Origin of the sequence: Enterocloster bolteae, assembly GCF_002234575.2 — a bacterium.
Taxonomy (GTDB): domain Bacteria; phylum Bacillota; class Clostridia; order Lachnospirales; family Lachnospiraceae; genus Enterocloster; species Enterocloster bolteae.
The window spans coordinates 2,805,003-2,824,041 of the sequence record NZ_CP022464.2; the positions used below are offsets into that span (position 1 = coordinate 2,805,003).

Annotated in this window: 16 protein-coding genes and 1 pseudogene; 16 read left to right on the forward strand and 1 reads right to left on the reverse strand. The window is 46.2% G+C overall.

The genetic code is table 11. The annotated features are described in order from the left end of the window. Positions 1 to 91: 91 nt before the first annotated feature. The 9 genes from CGC65_RS13030 to CGC65_RS13070 all read left to right on the forward strand — a co-directional run bounded on the left by CGC65_RS13030 (position 92) and on the right by CGC65_RS13070 (position 10,621). A complete protein-coding gene (locus CGC65_RS13030) occupies positions 92 to 1,009 on the forward strand; it encodes a tyrosine-type recombinase/integrase (protein ID WP_002567320.1) in 918 nt (305 codons plus the stop codon). A 371-nt stretch (positions 1,010 to 1,380) separates the two neighbouring features. After that, positions 1,381 to 2,130: a CpsB/CapC family capsule biosynthesis tyrosine phosphatase gene (locus CGC65_RS13035; RefSeq protein ID WP_048928796.1), complete on the forward strand. Its 750-nt coding sequence runs from the start codon at positions 1,381 to 1,383 to the stop codon at positions 2,128 to 2,130. Positions 2,131 to 2,171: 41 nt separating this feature from the next. Further along, entirely contained in the window at positions 2,172 to 2,942 is a 771-nt protein-coding gene (locus CGC65_RS13040) for a YveK family protein (protein ID WP_002567322.1), read from the forward strand. Between the two features lie 2 nt (positions 2,943 to 2,944). Next, positions 2,945 to 3,745 (forward strand): polysaccharide biosynthesis tyrosine autokinase, encoded by an 801-nt coding sequence (locus tag CGC65_RS13045; protein WP_002567323.1) that lies wholly within the window; start codon positions 2,945 to 2,947, stop codon positions 3,743 to 3,745. Positions 3,746 to 3,821: 76 nt separating this feature from the next. Then, positions 3,822 to 4,829 (forward strand): LCP family protein, encoded by a 1,008-nt coding sequence (locus CGC65_RS13050; protein ID WP_002567324.1) that lies wholly within the window; start codon positions 3,822 to 3,824, stop codon positions 4,827 to 4,829. A gap of 88 nt (positions 4,830 to 4,917) precedes the next feature. Continuing rightward, entirely contained in the window at positions 4,918 to 5,598 is a 681-nt protein-coding gene (locus CGC65_RS13055; RefSeq protein WP_002567325.1) for a hypothetical protein, read from the forward strand. A gap of 56 nt (positions 5,599 to 5,654) precedes the next feature. Then, positions 5,655 to 7,787 (forward strand): polysaccharide biosynthesis protein, encoded by a 2,133-nt coding sequence (locus tag CGC65_RS13060; RefSeq protein ID WP_002567326.1) that lies wholly within the window; start codon positions 5,655 to 5,657, stop codon positions 7,785 to 7,787. A gap of 36 nt (positions 7,788 to 7,823) precedes the next feature. Beyond that, positions 7,824 to 8,312, forward strand: a complete 489-nt coding sequence (locus CGC65_RS13065) for an AfsR/SARP family transcriptional regulator (RefSeq protein WP_002567327.1) — start codon at positions 7,824 to 7,826, stop codon at positions 8,310 to 8,312. Further along, positions 8,309 to 10,621, forward strand: coding sequence for a hypothetical protein (locus CGC65_RS13070; protein WP_002567328.1), 2,313 nt, complete (start codon positions 8,309 to 8,311; stop codon positions 10,619 to 10,621). Before CGC65_RS13065 ends, CGC65_RS13070 begins: the two co-directional genes overlap by 4 nt. Before the next feature lie 683 nt (positions 10,622 to 11,304). Here CGC65_RS13070 and CGC65_RS13075 read toward each other — a convergent pair. Further along, the gene (locus tag CGC65_RS13075; protein WP_039896941.1) at positions 11,305 to 12,471 is read right to left on the reverse strand and encodes an IS110 family RNA-guided transposase; all 1,167 of its coding nucleotides are present in this window, start codon (positions 12,469 to 12,471) and stop codon (positions 11,305 to 11,307) included. A 274-nt stretch (positions 12,472 to 12,745) separates the two neighbouring features. Here CGC65_RS13075 and CGC65_RS13080 point away from each other — a divergent pair, with 274 nt between their 5' ends. The 7 genes and pseudogenes from CGC65_RS13080 (at position 12,746) to CGC65_RS13110 (ending at position 19,036) form a co-directional block, all read left to right on the forward strand. Beyond that, positions 12,746 to 14,017, forward strand: coding sequence for a DegT/DnrJ/EryC1/StrS family aminotransferase (locus CGC65_RS13080; RefSeq protein WP_002567329.1), 1,272 nt, complete (start codon positions 12,746 to 12,748; stop codon positions 14,015 to 14,017). Positions 14,018 to 14,041: 24 nt separating this feature from the next. Further along, a complete protein-coding gene (locus CGC65_RS13085) occupies positions 14,042 to 14,713 on the forward strand; it encodes a sugar transferase (protein WP_002567330.1) in 672 nt (223 codons plus the stop codon). Then, positions 14,710 to 15,315 carry an acetyltransferase gene (locus CGC65_RS13090; RefSeq protein ID WP_002567331.1) on the forward strand — a complete coding sequence of 202 codons (606 nt, stop codon included), beginning with the start codon at positions 14,710 to 14,712 and terminating at the stop codon, positions 15,313 to 15,315. Before CGC65_RS13085 ends, CGC65_RS13090 begins: the two co-directional genes overlap by 4 nt. 206 nt (positions 15,316 to 15,521) lie before the next feature. Continuing rightward, positions 15,522 to 15,724 (forward strand): annotated as a pseudogene (locus tag CGC65_RS32090) (hypothetical protein). A gap of 94 nt (positions 15,725 to 15,818) precedes the next feature. Continuing rightward, a complete protein-coding gene (locus CGC65_RS13100; RefSeq protein ID WP_002567332.1) occupies positions 15,819 to 17,036 on the forward strand; it encodes a glycosyltransferase family 4 protein in 1,218 nt (405 codons plus the stop codon). Positions 17,037 to 17,051: 15 nt separating this feature from the next. Continuing rightward, a complete protein-coding gene (locus CGC65_RS13105; protein ID WP_002567333.1) occupies positions 17,052 to 18,095 on the forward strand; it encodes a polysaccharide biosynthesis protein in 1,044 nt (347 codons plus the stop codon). A gap of 86 nt (positions 18,096 to 18,181) precedes the next feature. Further along, entirely contained in the window at positions 18,182 to 19,036 is an 855-nt protein-coding gene (locus tag CGC65_RS13110; protein ID WP_002567334.1) for an SDR family oxidoreductase, read from the forward strand. The last annotated feature ends 3 nt before the right edge of the window (positions 19,037 to 19,039 follow it).

The window sequence follows — 19,039 nt, forward strand, 5'->3', positions numbered from 1 at the left end:
TACCAGGAGATGCTTCCGGCAATTGACTTTTTACCATTATATATTATAAAAAACCTGGTTTTGTAAAATAATAAAAAAAACGGAGGTATCAATGGATATGGCATATACGGTGGAGCAATTTCTGGATTTTCTGAAAGAAGAAGAAAAGTCTGATGCGACAATCAGTAAATACACCTACGAATTGCAGATGTTCCTGCAATTTTTAGGAAAAAGGGAGATTGGAAAGGAGCTGATGATTCAGTACCGCACCTATCTCAGCAGTAGGTACCGCCCACAGACGGTCAACGGCAAGCTGTCGGCAGTGAACGCGTTTCTTAAGTTTACAGGGCTGTATGAGTACAGGGTAAAATTTCTGAAGGTCCAGAGAAGGGCCTATATTGATGAAACGCGGGAACTGACGCAGAAGGAGTATGAACGTCTTATGGAGACAGCCGGAAGGCAGGGAAAATATCAGCTCTACTATCTCATGATGACAATATGCAGCACGGGCATAAGGGTGAGCGAATTAAGGTATGTGACAGTGGAAGCTGTTATGAGAGGAAAGGCGGAAATCTTTATGAAGGGAAAGTACAGAATTGTAATTTTTCCAAAGAACCTGGCAGCCCAGCTGAAGGCTTTTGCCAGGAAGAACGGCATACGAAGCGGCAGCTTGTTCTGTACCAGGAGCGGACGACCTCTGGACAGAAGCAATATCTGCCATGCCATGAAAAAGCTTTGCGCAAAGGCAGGAGTAAAAAAGGATAAGGTATTTCCGCATAATTTCCGACACCTGTTTGCCAGAAGTTTTTATGCGGCGGAGAAGAATATGGCCCATCTGGCAGACATATTGGGACATTCTTCCATTGAAACCACGCGTATTTATGTGGCTGCCAGTATAAAAGAGCATGAAAGAATTCTTAATAAACTGAAAATTGGGGTAATCAACAAATTACCACAGAATAAACATTCTGTGGTATATAATTCGCTTGTATTTACTTGCAGGTCTAAAAACTCTATACAGTATATCTAAAAAAACAGTAATAGTCAATATACATATTCATGTTTTTCTTCAAAGCACATAAGCCGGAAACAAAAAACAGGGTTTTCCGGCGTCTTTGGGTATCCATATTTCGTTTTTCATTCAAGGTTACGGATTCAAAAAAGTAAATTTAATTTCATTTTATCAGATATTTACCACAGAATGTTTATTCTGTGGTATCAGGAAAACCGCCGTAATGAGGAATCGCGTGAGGCACAGGTGCAGGGAGGAATGGGACAAGTATCCGGATTGAAAACATAATAAGAGACGATAAAAAATCAATGAAGAATTGGACAGTAAATTATTATACAAAACTGGGGGGGGGGTGAAAACCTCCCTGTTTAGCATGCAGGAGAGGTGTGATTTTGGCAGACAAAGGAGGAACAAAAGGCTGGGTTGACATACATGCCCATATATTGCCGGGTGTAGATGACGGGGCCTCTGATTGGGAGGAAACCGGGGAAATGCTTTGCAAGGCGCATAAACAGGGAATTACCCATATCATAGCCACGCCCCATTATGTATCAGGACAGGACACAAAAAGACTGAGGGAAATGATGAAAAGACTGAAAGAGACGGCATTTTCCATATCGGAAAATATGATGGTAAGTCTGGGACAGGAAGTACAGTACTTTGAGGAACTGCCGTCCTTCCTGGAACAGGGAAAGGTGCTGACTCTTGCCGGCAGCAGGTATGTGCTGGTGGAGTTCCTGCCGGGAGACGGATATATGCGGCTGTTCAGGGCGGTCCGCCGGCTGGTTCAGTCATCCTACCTGCCAGTCATCGCCCATGCGGAGCGGTATGACTGCCTTAAGGAGAAGGGCAGGACAAAAGAACTGGCCAGGTGCGGCGCATATCTGCAGATGAATGCCGGGAGCCTTGGAGGAGGACTTTTTGACAGACGGGCAGCCTGGTGCAGAAAGGAGATATTGAGGGGAAACATTCATTTTATAGCTACGGATATGCATGGGGTAGTGATACGTCCGCCTGAGCTGGAGGAGGCTGTCAGGTGGATGACGAGGCAGGATAGGAACGGACAGGACGCCGGGGGAATGGCCAAGCGGCTTCTCCGGCAAAACCAGGAGCATATACTGAGGGACTCTGTTTTGTAAATTGTCTGCCTGGAAATATAAATAAAGGAAATGTGAGAACGATGGAAAAGCGGTACAGAGAAGATGACATGGAGATAGACCTCCTGGAATTGTTGTTTGAATTTAAGAAAAGGGCATGGGTAATCATTCTGGCTGCAGTGTTGGGATGCCTGGGTGCGGGAGCTTACAGCCGACTGATATTGACTCCTGTTTATACATCTACAGCCATGGTATATGTCCTTTCCAAAGAGACTACCCTGACGTCGCTGGCAGATTTACAGATAGGAAGCCAGCTGACCAAGGATTACAGCGTCATGATTACCAGCAGGCCGGTGTTGGAGCAGGTCATAAAAAATCAGGGGCTGAATATGACATACGGACAGTTAAAAGCCAGGATACGCATATCGAATCCAGCGGATACCAGAATACTGAACATGACTGTATCAGATACAGATCCGGTGAGGGCCAAGGCCATTGCAGACGAGGTGGCCAATGCTTCCTCTGATTACATAGGGGATATCATGGAAATGGTACCGCCCAAAATCATTGAACAAGGAGTGGTGCCGGCAGCCCCGGCATCTCCCAGCATTAAGAAAAACGCGGCCCTGGGCGGGTTGGCATGTATTGCAGCTGCCTGCGGCGTCATAACCCTTAAGGTGATTATGAACGACACAATCCGCTCTGAGGAGGATGTGGGAAAATACCTGGGCATGAGCGTTCTGGCATCTGTCCCGGATGACGATGGTATGGCCAAAGAACAGCAGCGGAACCGGAGCAAGAGAAAGCTGGAACGTAAAAAACGCAAGACAGAGAAAAACAGAAGGGGGGAATAGGAGTGGACGAAATCTTACATCTGAAAAATACCGGCAGAAAGGATTATTTTTACGAGGAAGCCATCAAGACCCTGCGCACCAATATCCAGTTTTGCGGAAGCGGCCTTAAGACAATCATGTTTACCAGCTCCATGCCTGACGAGGGAAAAAGCGAGACGGCGTTTGCCCTGGCATCCTCCTTTGGAAACATAGGCAAGAAGGTACTGCTGGTGGATGCGGACATCCGCAAGTCCGTCATGGTCAAACGGTATGAAATCAAGGGGAATCCCAACGGCCTGTCCCAATATCTCAGCGGACAGAAAAGCCTGGAGGAGATATGCTATGAAACAGACATGGAGAACCTGGATATGGTTTTATCCGGTCCCTTTTCCCCCAATCCGGCTGAACTGCTGGAGGATGAACTGTTTAAGACAATGATTGAGAGCGTGAAGGAAATCTATGACTACATCATCATAGATACGCCTCCAATGGCGAATGTCATAGACGGAGCCATCATTGCCAGCCAATGCGACGGGGCGGTCATTGTCATTGAAAGCGGGGCAATCAGCTACCGTCTGGTCCAGAAAGTGAGAAGCCAGCTGGAAAAAAGCGGTTGCCGCATTCTGGGAGCCGTGCTGAACCGGGTGGGCGGCGGATATGAACACAGCTACTATGAGAAATATTACGGCAGGCGCGGCGGCAAGTATTATGGAAAATATGGCAGGCACTACGGCAGGTATGAGGAGGGAAAAGCGCCGCCTGTCAATGAAGTAAGCGGGGCGCGGATAAAGAATGACACAACAGCGCAATCACAGGATACATAGCGGTCATAGAACCAATACCGGTCGTATCACCCATGAGGACCGTAAAAGCGGCAGGTCTTATACCCGCAGGAGACGGATGCGGACGGCAGTGGCCCTGGTTTTCATTCTGACCGCACTGTTCCTTTATAGAACCGGTCAGTTGTATCTGGAAAGAAAGGCATTGTCCCGTGAAGCGCAGCAGTGGCACCGCGTGCAGGCAGGGAACACCCCGGCAGAACCGGACGGGGGAGTGGAATATCAGGGGAAGAGCTACCGGCGCAATACATATATAAAGGCCATCCTGTGCATGGGCATAGACAGGCCGGGAAGTCTGGAGGAGACCAGGACGGCAGGGTTTGGCGGACAGGCGGACGGCATATTCCTGGTGGCCCAGGATACGGCCAGGGACCGGATAAAGGTGCTTGTAATTCCCAGGGATACCATGACGGAAATCACATTGACGGATTTAAGCGGGAACGAACTGGGCAGCTCAATCCAGCATCTTACATTGGCATATGCATATGGCGATGGAAGGGAAAAGAGCTGCAGGTACATGACTGAGGCGGTGAGCCGTCTGCTGGGGGGGATGTCCATAGACGGATACATGGCAGTGAGCATGTCCGTCCTGCCTTTGGCCAATGATAAGGTGGGAGGCGTCACCGTTACCATAGAAGAGCCGGGACTGAAACAGGCAGATCCTGTTTTTGTCCAGGGACAGACCGTTACCCTGCGGGGAGAACAGGCAGAAAAATATGTGCGCTACAGGGATACGGGCAGGGCTCAAAGCGCCCTGGTACGAATGGAACGCCAGAAAACATATATCAAGGGATTCCTGGATGCAGCCAGGAACAAGTCAAGGCTGGACGACAGCCTTATTCCGGACCTGATGAAAGAAATAGAACCGTACATGGTAACGGACATGACAAAAGACCGGTATCTGGATATGGCCCTTGATTTTTTAGGAGGGAACCAGGATTTTACAGATGCAGATATGGTGACCCTGCCGGGAACAGCTGTGGAGACCGTTATTTACGACGAATATCATCCGAATCAGGAGGAAATCATGGAAATCGTGCTGGATTGGTTCTACAGGCCCCGTGAATGAGGACAGGAGTTAAAAGGGGCAGGAGATGGAATAACGAAAAACTGGTCATGAAGCAATTTCCTTTAGATGGAAAAGAAAGGTGGAAATTATGAAAAAAAGAAAAGCAATCATAACTCTGGCAATGGCCCTTACCGTGTCTCAGGCCACATGTATACTCGCAGCCAACAGCCCGGGGACAGGCCCGGTCATTGTGGGAGGCGGAAGCGACGGAAGCAGCCATGACATCGGGGAAAAGGTGGATCAAATAAAGGGTGGAGCATCGGCAGGTTCCACGGTTACCAGTTCCGGACAGGGAAACAATGCAGTGGGAATAGCGGTGGGACAGACCGCAGGGGAACATGCGGTGGAGACCAACAGCAGAGGTCAGGCAGTGATAGGTGATACTGCCCTGGAATTTGTACAGGGCGCCAACGCAGCAGTGGCAGGTCTGCCTGAGCCTGTGGTCAACACAATCAACAGCATAAACAGCGGGAAGCCCTTAAGCGAAGCAGTGCCCGGACTGGACCTGGCAGGTTATAACGCCCTGGTTGGAACCCATGCAATTATGACAAAGGATGCAGCCACCAACACAGAGAAGACAGGGCAGGTGGAGGTTCCTCTCTATGTGCCAAACCTGCTGGACGGCCTGGGTGACGTGGAAGTTCTGTTTTACAACAACATGACAGGAACATGGCAGCTCATCAAACCCACCAGGGTGGATGCAGGGTCCAAGATGCTGTGGTTTAATGCGCCGGGTTCCGGTACGCTGTCGGTTGTATATAAAAAGTAGGGGACGGATGAACGTCCGGTTAAGATACAGCGAAAGCGCTGATAACAGGGAAGAGTGTGAATGTGAAAAACGCAGAAACCGTAAAAAACAGGGATAGAATCATATTGGATAAATACCTTCCCCGCAGTAAGCGGGTGAGGATGTGCCTGCTCTGGGCCTATGACATGGCGGCCGTATGGATCTGCGCCTGCCTGGCTCTGGGGCTTAGGTTTGATTTGGATTTTAACAGCATACCAGCATCGTATGTACATGCCTTATGGAAATACGGGCTGCTGCAGATGGCGGTGGTCACCCTTTTATTTTATGGCGGCCGCCTGTACGCCATCATGTGGGGATCTGCCGGAACCCGGGAGATGCTGGAGGTGGTTCTGATCTGCATCATTGCCGCTCTGGCCCAGCCCGCAGGTATATTGATATCCGGGCAGCGGATGCCCAGAAGCTATTATCTTCTGTGGTTTATCCTGATGACAGGGGCAGCCATATGCGGCCGTATCAGCTTTCAGGTACTTCAGAGGACTGTGAACAGAATGAACCGCGCCTGGGAAAAAGACACCACGCCTCAGGTAATGGTGGTAGGCGCAGGCCAGGCAGGGACCCTCATTATCCGGGAAATGAAGGCCAGCCAGAAAATCCATGGATTCCCGGCGTGTATCGTGGATGACGACAGGGACAAGCAGGGACGGTTCATCGACGGCGTGGTGGTAGCCGGTACAAGGGACGACATACCCGAGCTTGTGAGGAAAAAGGGTATTGACGCCATATATGTGGCGCTGCCCTCAGCGCCGGTGGATGATATTAAAGACATTCTGGGCATATGCCAGAAAACAGGATGTCAGGTTAAGTATCTGCCCGGTGTCTATCAGCTGATGAATGGCGAGGTAAATATATCCAGGCTTAAAGAGGTGGAGATAGAGGACCTGTTGGGAAGGGAACCCGTACAGGTCAATCTGAACGAAATCATGGGCTGTGTAAGGGATAAGGTGGTCCTTGTCACGGGAGGGGGAGGTTCCATAGGAAGCGAGCTGTGCAGGCAGCTGGCAGGCCATGGGGTCAGGCAGCTCATCATATTTGACATGTATGAAAACAATGCCTATGAAATCCAGCAGGAGTTAAAACGTAATGTTCCGGATCTGAATCTGGTGGTGCTAATCGGATCCGTCCGCAACACCAACCGCTTAGATTACCTGTTTCGCACATACAGGCCGGATATTGTATACCACGCAGCGGCCCACAAGCATGTGCCCCTGATGGAGGACAGCCCCAACGAAGCCATCAAGAACAATGTGCTGGGCACCTATAAGACCGCCAGGGCAGCCATGCAGTACGGCACCGGGCGTTTCATCCTGATATCCACGGATAAGGCGGTGAATCCCGCCAACATCATGGGGGCCAGCAAGCGCCTCTGCGAGATGGTCATACAGATGTGCAACCAAAAGAGCGGCACTGAGTTTGTGGCGGTCCGCTTTGGAAATGTGCTGGGCAGCAATGGAAGCGTGATTCCCCTGTTTAAGAAACAGATAGAAAACGGGGGGCCTGTAACCGTGACCCACAGGGATATCATACGGTATTTCATGACCATACCAGAGGCGGTAAGCCTGGTGCTGCAGGCCGGCGCCTATGCCATGGGAGGGGAAATATTTGTGCTGAACATGGGAAAACCGGTGCGAATCCTGGACATGGCCGAGAATCTGATCCGGCTGTCCGGTTATGAACCCTACAGGGATATCGACATCCAATTTACAGGGCTGAGGCCGGGAGAAAAGCTTTACGAGGAGCTTCTCATGGATGAAGAGGGACTTCAGAGGACCGGAAATGAAAGGATATTTATTGGGAAGCCCATTGAAATGGATTACCATCGGTTTGATAGGGGACTGGGGAAGCTGGATGAAGCCGCATGGCTGGAAAAGGATAATATACGGGAGCTGGTTCATGAGCTGGTGCCGGAGTACCATTATAGGGCAGAAGAGGATGCGTGTGGGGCAATGACAGACCAGGACGAGGTTTTTGCACAGGCTGCCGCCGGAATGGAGCCCGGGTACGGAGAAGGAACCGGGCCGGAGTCCGCATATGATACAAAGGCCGGAGCGGGATCTCCGGTAAAGAGCAGGATGGCGCTTCATAATGCAATGGCAGTATACAGTAGGAAACAGGAAATAACTATGACAAAAAAGGAAAATACCAGGATTTAGTTTCCTGAAACACATCACGCAAAGGAGGGTGCCGGTGTGCCGGAAAAGCCCAAAGTATATATACAGACATTTTATGGTTTTGACGTATTTGTTAACGGCCGCGTAATCTATTTTCCAAGCAAAAAATCCAAGGAACTTCTGGCTATCCTTATCAATCAAAGAGGAGGAAGCGTGTCTCTGGCGCAGGTGGTACATATTTTATATGAAAACCTTAAGGAGAGCACAGCCAAGAGAAATATCAGAGTGGTTTATCACCGGCTGCGAAAGACGCTGGAGGAATATGGATGTGAAGAAATGCTGATACATAAAAGAGGTATATTTTCCATTCATACAGAATGGTTTGAATGTGATTTATATGAGTTCGTGAAGGGAAATGAAACCTATATGACAGCCTATACAGGAACATATATGGCGGAATACCCCTGGGCCTCGGCCACCATACCATATCTGGACAAGATTTATGCCAGGATGAATGATAACGATAAAACCCATAGGGAAATTTACAGCGAGGAATGGATTGGATGAAGATCAAGACACGGATGCAGATAAAGAAAACATTGATGCAGATGGTTACATGCACATCAGCGGTCCTGGTCATATCCGCCATGCCCGTATATGGGGCGGACGGATGGCAGCAGGATACTGCGCAGCAATGGTTTTATATGGAGCATGATAAGAAGGTGGTAAACCGGTGGGTTACCTGGGCGGACGGCACTCCACGGTATCTGGGAGGCAACGGTCTGATTGTCACCAACAACTGGGTGAATGCAGGGGGAGATCGTTACCGCGTAAAGGAGGACGGTTCCCGCTATGAAAATGAATGGTTCAGCGTCACATCCAATCCAAGCCTGCCTTCAGGAAAGCCTTCCACGGCCTGGTATTATGCCGGGGCTGACGGGAAAATCCTGGTAAACGGCTGGCATGAGCTGGAAGGAAGGTATTATTACTTCTATCCGGGAGGCAATTCACCCAGAACGTCTTTTTTTACGGCAGAGGATAAACGATATTACGTGGATGCGGAGGGCGTCAGACCGGAGCCCGGCTGGTTTTCCACTGAGAACGTGGACAGCAAGGGGAATCCCTATGTGAACTGGTATTACGTCCAGCCGGATGGTTCCCTTTTGACGGATGGCTGGCATGAGCTGGACGGCATAACCTACTATTTTGACAAAAACGGCAATTCTCCCAGGAAGCGCTGGGTCAACCTGGAGGACAACCGTTACTATGTGGACGACACAGGTGAGCTTATGAAGGGCTGGTTTTCCATCACCGGAACATCCTCCAACGGCCAGGAATACACCAATTGGTACTATGGGGATTCAAACGGCGTGCTGTGGCGGGGAGGCTGGGGAGCCATTGATGGAAAATGGTATTACTTTGATCCAAACGGCCTGAATTACAGGAAGCGCTGGTACATAGACAATGTCAAAGGGAAACGGTATTACCTGGATGAAGACGGCGTGCTTCAGGATAAAGGCTGGTTCAAGATTGAGAATGTCAACAGCGTTACCAAGGCAGTGACAGAGAGCTGGTACTATGCCGGGGAAGACGGGGCGGTGTTAAAGGGCGGATATAAGACAATCGGGGATGGGGCAGCAGAGAATACGGCAGCAACGGAAAGGACTTATTATTTCGATGCAAACGGGCTGAACTACCGGAAACGCTGGATAACGGATAATAACGGTGACAAGCGTTATATGGGCGATGACGGAGCCATGAAGAAAAAGGAATGGTTTGTCATCAGCGGCCTGGACTCCAGGAATGCGGATTATAATAACTGGTACTATGCAGAGAGCGACGGAAAGGTCATCGTGGACAAGTGGCATAAGATAGACGGGAAGTACTACTGCTTTAACGCCTCCGGCGTTATGCGCAAGGGCTGGCTTACAGAGACTCCGGAGGATGACGACAAGGAGAGCTCTTATTACTACTGTGCGGAGGACGGCGCCAGAGCAGCGGGATGGCAATGGCTGGAGATACCGGAAACCTGGATGGATAATACCGATGTGGCGGATTATGTCCAGGAACACGGACAGTATGCTTACTTTTATTTCAGTACGACTTCGGGCAAGAAGAAGCGTTCCGGCAGCGGTAAGCAGGAAAAGGATGTGGACGGCATTACCTATTGTTTTGACAGCTACGGCATCATGTATCCTGGCTGGGTGAAGATGAGCAGTACTGTGCCTGAAATCAAGGGATACCGCTATTTTTACCAGCCGGAGACAGAAAAGGACAAGAAGTATATTCCCGGAGAAAAGGTGGAAAGCGCCTGGCTGAAGTTGGAGGGACCTCCGGATGCCAGCGGCTCAGGGCAGAAGGAGTGGTATTACTTCGATAATACAGGAAAACCGGTATGCGGTGGCGAGGACAGCTATGAGATAAAGAAAATCGGTGACGGGTATTACATTTTCGATATGTTCGGCGCGGCCCAGTACGGCCTGGTTGAGGTAAAGGGCGACTTTTATTACTGCGGCGCAGAGGATGGGGACAGGAAATGCGCGGTGGGTAAAGCCATGGTGGATGACGGCGTCAGCGCCACCCGTTCACAATATTATTTTGATATCAAAGGCAAGGGCATCACGGGTATCAAGGACGGTTATGCATACTACAAGGGGAAGATGCAAAAGGCGGATAAGGCTGCCCGCTATGAGGTGTTCGACATTCCGGGGGAAGGAAAATGCCTGGTAAATGCCGCCGGGAAAGTGATGAAGAATACAAAGGTGACTGACGGCAATGGCCAGAAATGGGAGACCGGGGCCGGCGGTAGTATTAAGGTTTACGGGTCGGATGAGGTTGCGGAGCTGGAGGTGCCGGAAGCTACGGTGTCGTATTAGGGCGGAATCTTGTTTGTATTGAGAGAACTGTAACCTGGGTTGACTTGAACCTACGTCTGAAATTAGCAAATTGTGAACACAGGCTTATATACAGAGAAGGTCAAGTGAATTGAAAATACCAAGAAGATGTAGTTGATATTCTCAAAGTTTGGGAAGGCAGCCTTGTTAAGTCAGAGGAAAACCGTCATCTTGGTTATTCGTTAACCAGACCAATTCAGAGAAAACAAATAAGAGGAAGTTAACTAAGCCTGCACTGAAAAAAATTCGGATAGGCATGTTGTCATTTAGATAGTTTGAAAATGATAAATAGACGTGATAGGCTGGAACAGTCAAGAAATTAATCTCATCAAGATAACTTGTAACTGTTCCTATGGGTTCAATAGGCAGATTATCATATTTAATGAGAGAATAGTATCTTGATATGATTTTAATAGATCTCCTAAAATCCTATAGGAATATGGCAAGCCCGTATCAGAGAGTAATTTTGGTGCGGGTTTTTGTCATGTTCAAATATAACATGTTAATCAAGGAAAGCCTTGATTTTACAAGGAGACCAGCTATGAAAAGTCAAGTATAAATTAGGTGGAAATTTCAATTCCGTGTTTCGCAGAAAGAAGGGTAACTTTAACAAAGCTCCCTAAAAGCCCTTTTTCAAAATCTATCGATTATGGTATACAGACCTCTTATTCGAGGTTGAATGCTACTTCGTCAGTGAGCATCTTCCAGATGACTCTGACAAGTTTGCCAGCACAGTGCCCAAGGGCATTGTAATGAGTCCGGCCTTCCGCTCTCTTGGCATCATAATAAGCTTTGAAAGTAGCATTGTTTTTTACGACATTGTGAGCTGCATTCATGAGGGCATAGCGTAGCACTTTAGATCCTCTTTTGGACATCCTGGTTCTGTGAGCCTGGAAGTTTCCAGACTGATAAACGGTCGGATCCAGTCCAGCAAATGCAAGCAGTTTCTTTGGATTAGAGAATCGGTGTATATCACCAATCTCACCAAGAATCATTCCGCCATTCACGACACCAATTCCGGGAATGGTCATAATTACAGAGTGCAGGCAGGTGACAAGATTTGCCATTTCAAGCTCTGTAGAAAAAAGTTGGCTATCCAGTAACTCGATCTGTTCAATGGTATGAGTTATTTGAATAGATAGAGAACTGTCATTGACACCGACAGACTTCTGTGCGAGAACTCTTAATTCTCTGGCTTTATCCTTACCGAAATGGCCGTGGGAAGCAACTTCGAGGGTGTGAGCAAGATGGGTCAAATGCATAGAAGCAATAGCGTTGGGTGTCGGAGCCTCCTTAAGGACGGCATAGACAGAGTTTTGATGCAAGCCAGACTTAAAGAAGTATTGTAGTTCCGGGAATGCCTGGTCTACATAGGAAGTCAGCTGAATTTTTAAGCGTGTACGCTGCTTCACAAGTTTCTGGCGGAATCTACCGAGCTCTTTGAGCTCAATGTAATCCAGATCCTCTAAGGCCATAAACCGAAGGGAATCCTGCATCATAAGGGTTTTAGCAATCACAAACGTGTCGACTTTATCAGTCTTCGTTTTGCGTACATTATTTTTACGCATGAACGAAGTCTGGATAGGGTTGAGAACACACACTTTAAAGCCCTTGCTGATGAGAAAACGAACAAGGTTGTCACCGTAGTGTGCCGTTGATTCAAGACCTATGATGATACTGTTCTGGTCAAGTGGTGCCAGATGAGAAAGCAGTAGATAGAAGCCATCATAGTTATTAGAAAATTTGAACGGCTCGATGAGTATTTCGCCGTCGGAAGAAATCGCGGCGGCGAAATGGTTGAGTTTGGCAATATCAATGCCTACGTAAATCATGAGGTTGTACCTCCCTTTCATAAAGTCTGATACCGTGATATCCACCAGCAGTTATCATCGTAGACTTGATTGAAATAAGTACTCAGAGCAAACGCTCCGGCAACATCCAGCTAATAAACAATTCAGATAAAAGAGATGGCAATACACTCCTGTCGAGTAGTCGAGGCTACAAAAAAACATCAAAAGTCACAGTATCTGAATGTATTAAACCACGAAACAGAAAAAGAAAGGAAGTATGTTGTGTTTGCTTCTAACAACATCATACAAGATAAGTATGTTTATTAATGAAAACAATTTTTTTAAGCCAATTTCAAAGCATCAGTATTTGAGTTCTCCAACCATGCACAGAGAAGAATTGGAATATATGAGGGAAGCATATGAAACCAACTGGATGTCCACAGTTGGTGCCAATATCAATGAAGTGGAAAAGCAGATGGCTGAGATCATTGGATGCAAATATGCAGTGGCACTGTCCGCCGGAACGGCTGCACTTCACCTCGCGATGAAAGTAGCAGGAGTAAAGCAGGGAGATAAAGTTTTTTGTTCGGACATGACTTTTGATGCAACAGTCAATCCGGTTGTGTATGAAGGCGGTATTCCTATATTCATTGATACGGAATATGATACATGGAATATGGACCCAGTGGCACTGGAAAAGGCTTTCGAAATATATCCGGATGTAAAGATTGTTGTGGTTGCCCATTTATACGGTACACCGGGGAAAATTGATGAAATAAAGGCTGTTTGTGATAAGCATGGTGCGGTCATTGTTGAGGATGCAGCAGAGTCTCTTGGTGCGACCTATAAAGGAAAACAAACAGGAAACTTTGGAAAAGTGGGAATATGCAGTTTCAACGGAAATAAAATCATTACTGGATCAGCAGGCGGAGTGCTCCTGACAGATAGCAAGGAAGAAGCCGAGAAAGTCAGAAAATGGAGTACGCAGAGTAGGGAAAACGCGCCGTGGTATCAGCATGAGGAGCTTGGCTACAATTACCGGATGAGCAATGTCATTGCCGGTGTAGTACGTGGTCAGATTCCGTATCTGAATGAACATATTGCTCAAAAGAAAGCAATTTATGAAAGATACAGAGCTGGATTTAAGGGGCTGCCGGTGCAGATGAATCCCATTGAGTATGAAAACAGTGAGCCGAACTATTGGCTGTCCTGCTTGATTATCGACCCGGATGCTATGTGCAAGCAGGTGAGGGGAGAGGGAGAAGCTCTATATATTCCAAAACATGGAAAGAGCTGTCCGACAGAAATCCTTGATACACTTGCAACACATAACGCAGAAGGGCGTCCAATCTGGAAGCCGATGCATATGCAGCCAATTTACCGGATGAATGGATTTGTCACAAGAGAGGGTAATGGAAGGGCAAAGACAAATTCGTATATCGCTGGTGATGCTATAGGCAGGGATGGAATGCCATTAGATGTCGGTATGGATATTTTCCATAGAGGTTTATGCCTGCCGAGTGACAATAAGATGAAACCAGAACAGCAGGATGTTGTGATTGAGATTATAAGAGCTTGCTTTGAATAGATTGAATGAGGTGAGGGATTATTTGTGGGAAATGTACTAGAGAACGAAGTGAAACCAATACACAAGATGGGAATCTATGAGAAATATATAAAACGCCCATTAGATTTTATTCTTTCGTTATGTGCAATTCTTGTGTTGTCACCAGTGTTGTTGCTTGTTGCTATTCTGGTGAAAATCAAATTGGGTTCACCGGTAATATTCAAACAGGAGCGTCCGGGTCTGTATGGCAAGATATTTAATATGTACAAATTTCGGACGATGACCGATGAAAAAGATGAAAACGGAAACCTGCTATCGGATGAAAAACGCCTTACTGGTTTTGGAAAGATGCTGCGTAGTACAAGTTTAGATGAACTGCCAGAATTGTTTTGTATCCTTAATGGCTGTATGAGTTGTGTAGGACCCAGACCATTACTTATGAAATATCTCCCAAGGTATAACCAAAGACAACTTAGACGGCATGAGGTTAAGCCAGGTCTAACCGGGTATGCACAGGCATACGGCAGAAACAGTCTGACTTGGGAAGAAAAGTTTGAGAAAGATGTCTACTACGTGGAGCACATGAGCCTCTGGCTTGATGTGATGATTCTGTTCAAAACGGTTGCGGTGGTCTTGAAACGAGAGGGCATTAATAGCGAAACTTCCGCTACAATGGAAGAATTTATGGGAGTGCCTGAAGAGGAAACAGTTGGATGAATACATTGGTAATTCTCGGTGCTAGCGGTCATGGGAAAGTGATTGCTGACATCGGTCTGAAAAACGAATACGAGAACATACTCTTTCTGGATGATAATGCCACAGGCAAATGTCTTGGTTTCCCAATTGTAGGCACATCCGAAGATTTAGAAAGACTGAATGATGGCAAGACCGATTTCGTGATTGCTGTTGGCAACAATGCAATTCGCAGACGAATTGCAGAGAGCCACGATGTCAATTGGGTGAAGCTGATTCATCCATCGGCACAGATTGCATTGGGAGTTCAGATTAGTAAAGGAACCGTCGTTATGGCTGGCGCGATCGTTAATGCCGAAGTAACAATTGGCGAGCATTGCATTGTTAATTCTGGTGCAATTGTGGAGCATGACAATGTGCTGGGAGATTTCGTCCATATATCTCCCAATGCTGCACTTGGAGGCACTGTTCATGTAGGCGATAATACCCATATCGGCATTGGCGCTGTGGTGAAGAATAATATAGATATTTGTAGTAATTGTACGATAGGAGCAGGAACAGTGGTAGTTGAGAATTTGTTTATTGAAGGTACATATGTAGGTACCCCTGCAAAAATCATCGCGTAGGGAGGGGGAAAAATGCAGTAGCGTTTGCCTCCATGCTGTGTTCTCTGAAAGGAGGATTGCGGCATGAACATTTTAATGTGCAGTGTTGGTCGCCGAGGAGAGTTGATCAAGGATTTCAAGCAGTCCGTTGAAGTCGGATCGAAAATCATTTCGACGGACAATAGCCCTATGCACTGGCGGCGTCTTTGGCAGATAAGGCATACCTGGTGCCACGGATTGACGTACCGGAGTACATCGAAACGCTGCTGGGCATCTGCAAAAAGAGCAGATTCAGTTGGTTGCCACCTTTATTGACCCGGAAATTGAGATCCTCTCCAAGCATCGGGCGGAGTTTGCGGCCATTGGCGTGGAGCTGCTGGTTTCTTATGAGGAGACGGCGCACCTCTGCTTTGATAAGTTTGAGATGTAACAAGCACCTGAAATCCCGTGGTATTCCCACCGTGGAGACTTGGGGTGATTTGTAAGATGGACGATATTTTGAAATTCATATTGGGAGCATTGCGATGAGAAGAATACTATTTTTAACATTATTGGGTTTTACGAATCTTGAAAACCGTGGAATATATCCAGACCTTCTAAGAGAGTTTGTCAGAAGGGGAGATATTGTTTATGTTGTGTCTCCGATTGAACGAAAGAATAATAAGAAGACACATATTGTAAAAGAGGATTCCTGGGAAATTCTAAAAGTTAGGACAGGAAATATTCAGCAAACCAACCTTATTGAAAAGGGTATTGCTACAGTCTTACTAGAGCAGCAGTTCATAAATGCTATAAAAAAATACTATTCCAACACAAAATTTGATTTAGTCCTGTATTCTACTCCGCCAGTGACATTAGCCAGAGTTGTTGCGTATATCAAGAAAAGGGACAAAGCTTTGAGTTATCTCATGCTCAAGGATATCTTTCCCCAGAATTCCATTGATTTGGGGATCTTAAAGAAAACTGGACTTAAGGGCGTGATTTATAAGTATTTCAGCCTGAAAGAACAAAAACTCTACAAGCTCTCAGATGTGATTGGCTGTACATCAGAAGCAAATATACGATATGTGAAAGAACATGACGAGTTGGATAAAAAGAAAATCATTGAGTTTTGTCCCAACTGTTCTGATTGGTATGATTTATCGCTGCCTGATAATGGAAAGAAAGAGGTGCGCAATAAATATGGGTTACCTGTAGATAAGAAAATTTTTGTCTATGGCGGAAACCTTGGAAGACCACAGGATGTGCCTTTTATCGTGAAGTGTCTTGAAGCGTGTAAGGATATGAAAAATGTCTACTTCCTAGTCGTAGGAAGCGGTACGGAGAAGCATTATCTCGATGAGTATGTCGAAAAAGAAAGCTGCTCCCATGTTAGAGTGATGGGGCAATTGCCAAAACAGGAATATGATTCAATGGTTGCCTGCTGTGATTGTGGCATTATTTTCTTGGACTACAGATTTACAGTTCCGAATACACCGTCTCGATTATTAGCATACATACAGGCGGGGATTCCGGTGCTGACCTGTACTGATCCGGCAACAGATGTTGGAGATATCGTTGAAGATAATGGTTTTGGATGGCAATGCACCAGTGACAAGATAGAAAATTTTGTGCGACTGGTGGAGCATATTGCTAACTTAGATATTGATCCAAGAATGAAAGAAAACGGACTTAAATATTTAGAAGAGAATTATACGCCGAAAGTAGGATATAAAGCTATTGTGAAGCATTTAAACATATAAGAGGAGGAACTAAATATGTCCTTATTCAAAGATAAAACCTTAATGATTACCGGTGGCACCGGTTCCTTTGGAAACGCAGTGTTGAACCGCTTTCTCAAAACAGATATCGGTGAAATTCGTATTTTCTCCCGTGACGAGAAAAAACAAGATGATATGCGTCATGAGTTTCAGACAAAAATGCCGGAAGTTGCAGATAAAATCAGCTTTTATATTGGTGATGTCCGAGATATACAATCTATTAAAAGTGCTATGCACGGCGTAGACTACATATTTCATGCAGCGGCACTAAAGCAAGTTCCATCCTGTGAATTTTTCCCGATTGAAGCGGTTAAGACAAATGTTCTTGGAACAGAAAATGTGTTGACTGCGGCAATTGACGATGGTGTAGAAACTGTTATCTGCCTGTCAACGGACAAGGCTGCTTATCCGGTCAACGCAATGGGTACTTCCAAGGCCATGATGGAAAAAGTCATTGTGGCGAAGAGCCGCACGATAAGCAAAACAAAAATCTGCTGCACCCGATATGGAAATGTTATGTGTAGCCGTGGCAGCGTCATCCCACTTTGGATCGAGCAGATTCGTAAGGGGAACGCTATTACATTAACAGATCCTGGCATGACTCGTTTTATTATGTCTCTGGATGATGCGGTTTCTTTGGTCCTTTTTGCATTTGAACACGGAGAAAGAGGAGATATTTTGGTGCAGAAAGCTTCGGCTTGTACGATTGGGGTTCAGGCAGAGGCAGTGTGCGATTTGTTTGGCGGCAAAAAAGAAGATATTAAAATTATCGGTATCCGACATGGCGAAAAAATGTATGAGACACTCCTGACCAATGAGGAATGCGCACATGCTATTGATATGGGGAATTTCTACCGAGTTCCGTGTGACAAGCGTGGCTTGAACTATGATAAGTATTTTATTCACGGAGATACAGAGCGGAATACATTAACGGAATTTAATTCAAATAATACGGATCTTCTTTCTGTGGAGCAGGTAAAAGAAAAACTGCTAGAGTTGGCATATATCAGAGAGGAACTGCAAAAAGGTAGCGAGCTGTAGAGTGATAGTGCACTGTGAGTGAAGATAAATAATAGAGAAAAGTGAGACCAAAAAAACACTATGCAGCAGAGGGAGAGCAAATATTTATGAGATTTTTAATACTTGGCAGCAATGGTATGGCAGGAAATACAATTGCTGTCTATTTGAAAGAAACTGGACACGAAGTATTAGGATATGCAAGGGAGAAATCTTTATATTTTGATAGTGTCATTGGTGATGCATATAATACGGTTCAGTTAAAAGAAGTTATAGATTCAGGAAATTTTGATAGTATCATCAACTGTGTCGGACTTTTAAATCAATTCGCAGAAAATAACAAACCTGGTGCAGTATTTTTGAATTCTTACCTGCCGCACTATTTGGCGGGAATAACAGAGGGAACATCGATACAGGTAGTTCATATGAGTACAGACTGTGTATTTTCTGGAGAAAAGGGAAATTATTTAGAGTCTGATTTTCCAGATGGAAAAACCTTTTATGATCGGACAAAGGCGCTTGGTGAGTTGAATGATGACAAGAATATTACACTTCGTAATTCAATTGTAGGTCCGGATATTAAGGCAAGCGGTATTGGATTATTGAGCTGGTTTATGAAGCAAAGTGGCACCATCAATGGATTCACAAAAGCAATGTGGACAGGACAGACAACTGTTCAACTGGCAAAAACAATGGAGTATGTAGCGAAAGAACGCATGGGCGGCTTATATAATGCGGTTCCTCATAACTCTATCAGTAAATACGAATTGTTGAAACTGTTCAATAAATACTTGAGGGATAATTCTGTAACAATCAATCCGGTAGAGGGCATAGTTGCAGACAAGTCCCTTGTTCCGTCCAAGCTGGGGGACGATTTTGAGATACCGAATTATGAACAGATGGTTGCGGAAATGGCACTATGGATGAGAGCACATAAAGAGATGTATCCGCACTATGAATTGTGAGAG

Bases quoted from the DNA above. Each gene is read 5' to 3' on its own strand.
- CGC65_RS13055 (WP_002567325.1), top strand. From the start codon at position 4,918: ATGAAAAAAAGAAAAGCAATCATAACTCTGGCAATGGCCCTTACCGTG.
- CGC65_RS13080 (WP_002567329.1), top strand. From the start codon at position 12,746: ATGTTTATTAATGAAAACAATTTTTTTAAGCCAATTTCAAAGCATCAG.
- CGC65_RS13090 (WP_002567331.1), top strand. From the start codon at position 14,710: ATGAATACATTGGTAATTCTCGGTGCTAGCGGTCATGGGAAAGTGATT.
- CGC65_RS13030 (WP_002567320.1), top strand. From the start codon at position 92: ATGGATATGGCATATACGGTGGAGCAATTTCTGGATTTTCTGAAAGAA.
- CGC65_RS13105 (WP_002567333.1), top strand. From the start codon at position 17,052: ATGTCCTTATTCAAAGATAAAACCTTAATGATTACCGGTGGCACCGGT.
- CGC65_RS13110 (WP_002567334.1), top strand. From the start codon at position 18,182: ATGAGATTTTTAATACTTGGCAGCAATGGTATGGCAGGAAATACAATT.
- CGC65_RS13100 (WP_002567332.1), top strand. From the start codon at position 15,819: ATGAGAAGAATACTATTTTTAACATTATTGGGTTTTACGAATCTTGAA.
- CGC65_RS13075 (WP_039896941.1), bottom strand. From the start codon at position 12,471: ATGATTTACGTAGGCATTGATATTGCCAAACTCAACCATTTCGCCGCC.
- CGC65_RS13040 (WP_002567322.1), top strand. From the start codon at position 2,172: ATGGAAAAGCGGTACAGAGAAGATGACATGGAGATAGACCTCCTGGAA.
- CGC65_RS13050 (WP_002567324.1), top strand. From the start codon at position 3,822: ATGCGGACGGCAGTGGCCCTGGTTTTCATTCTGACCGCACTGTTCCTT.
- CGC65_RS13070 (WP_002567328.1), top strand. From the start codon at position 8,309: ATGAAGATCAAGACACGGATGCAGATAAAGAAAACATTGATGCAGATG.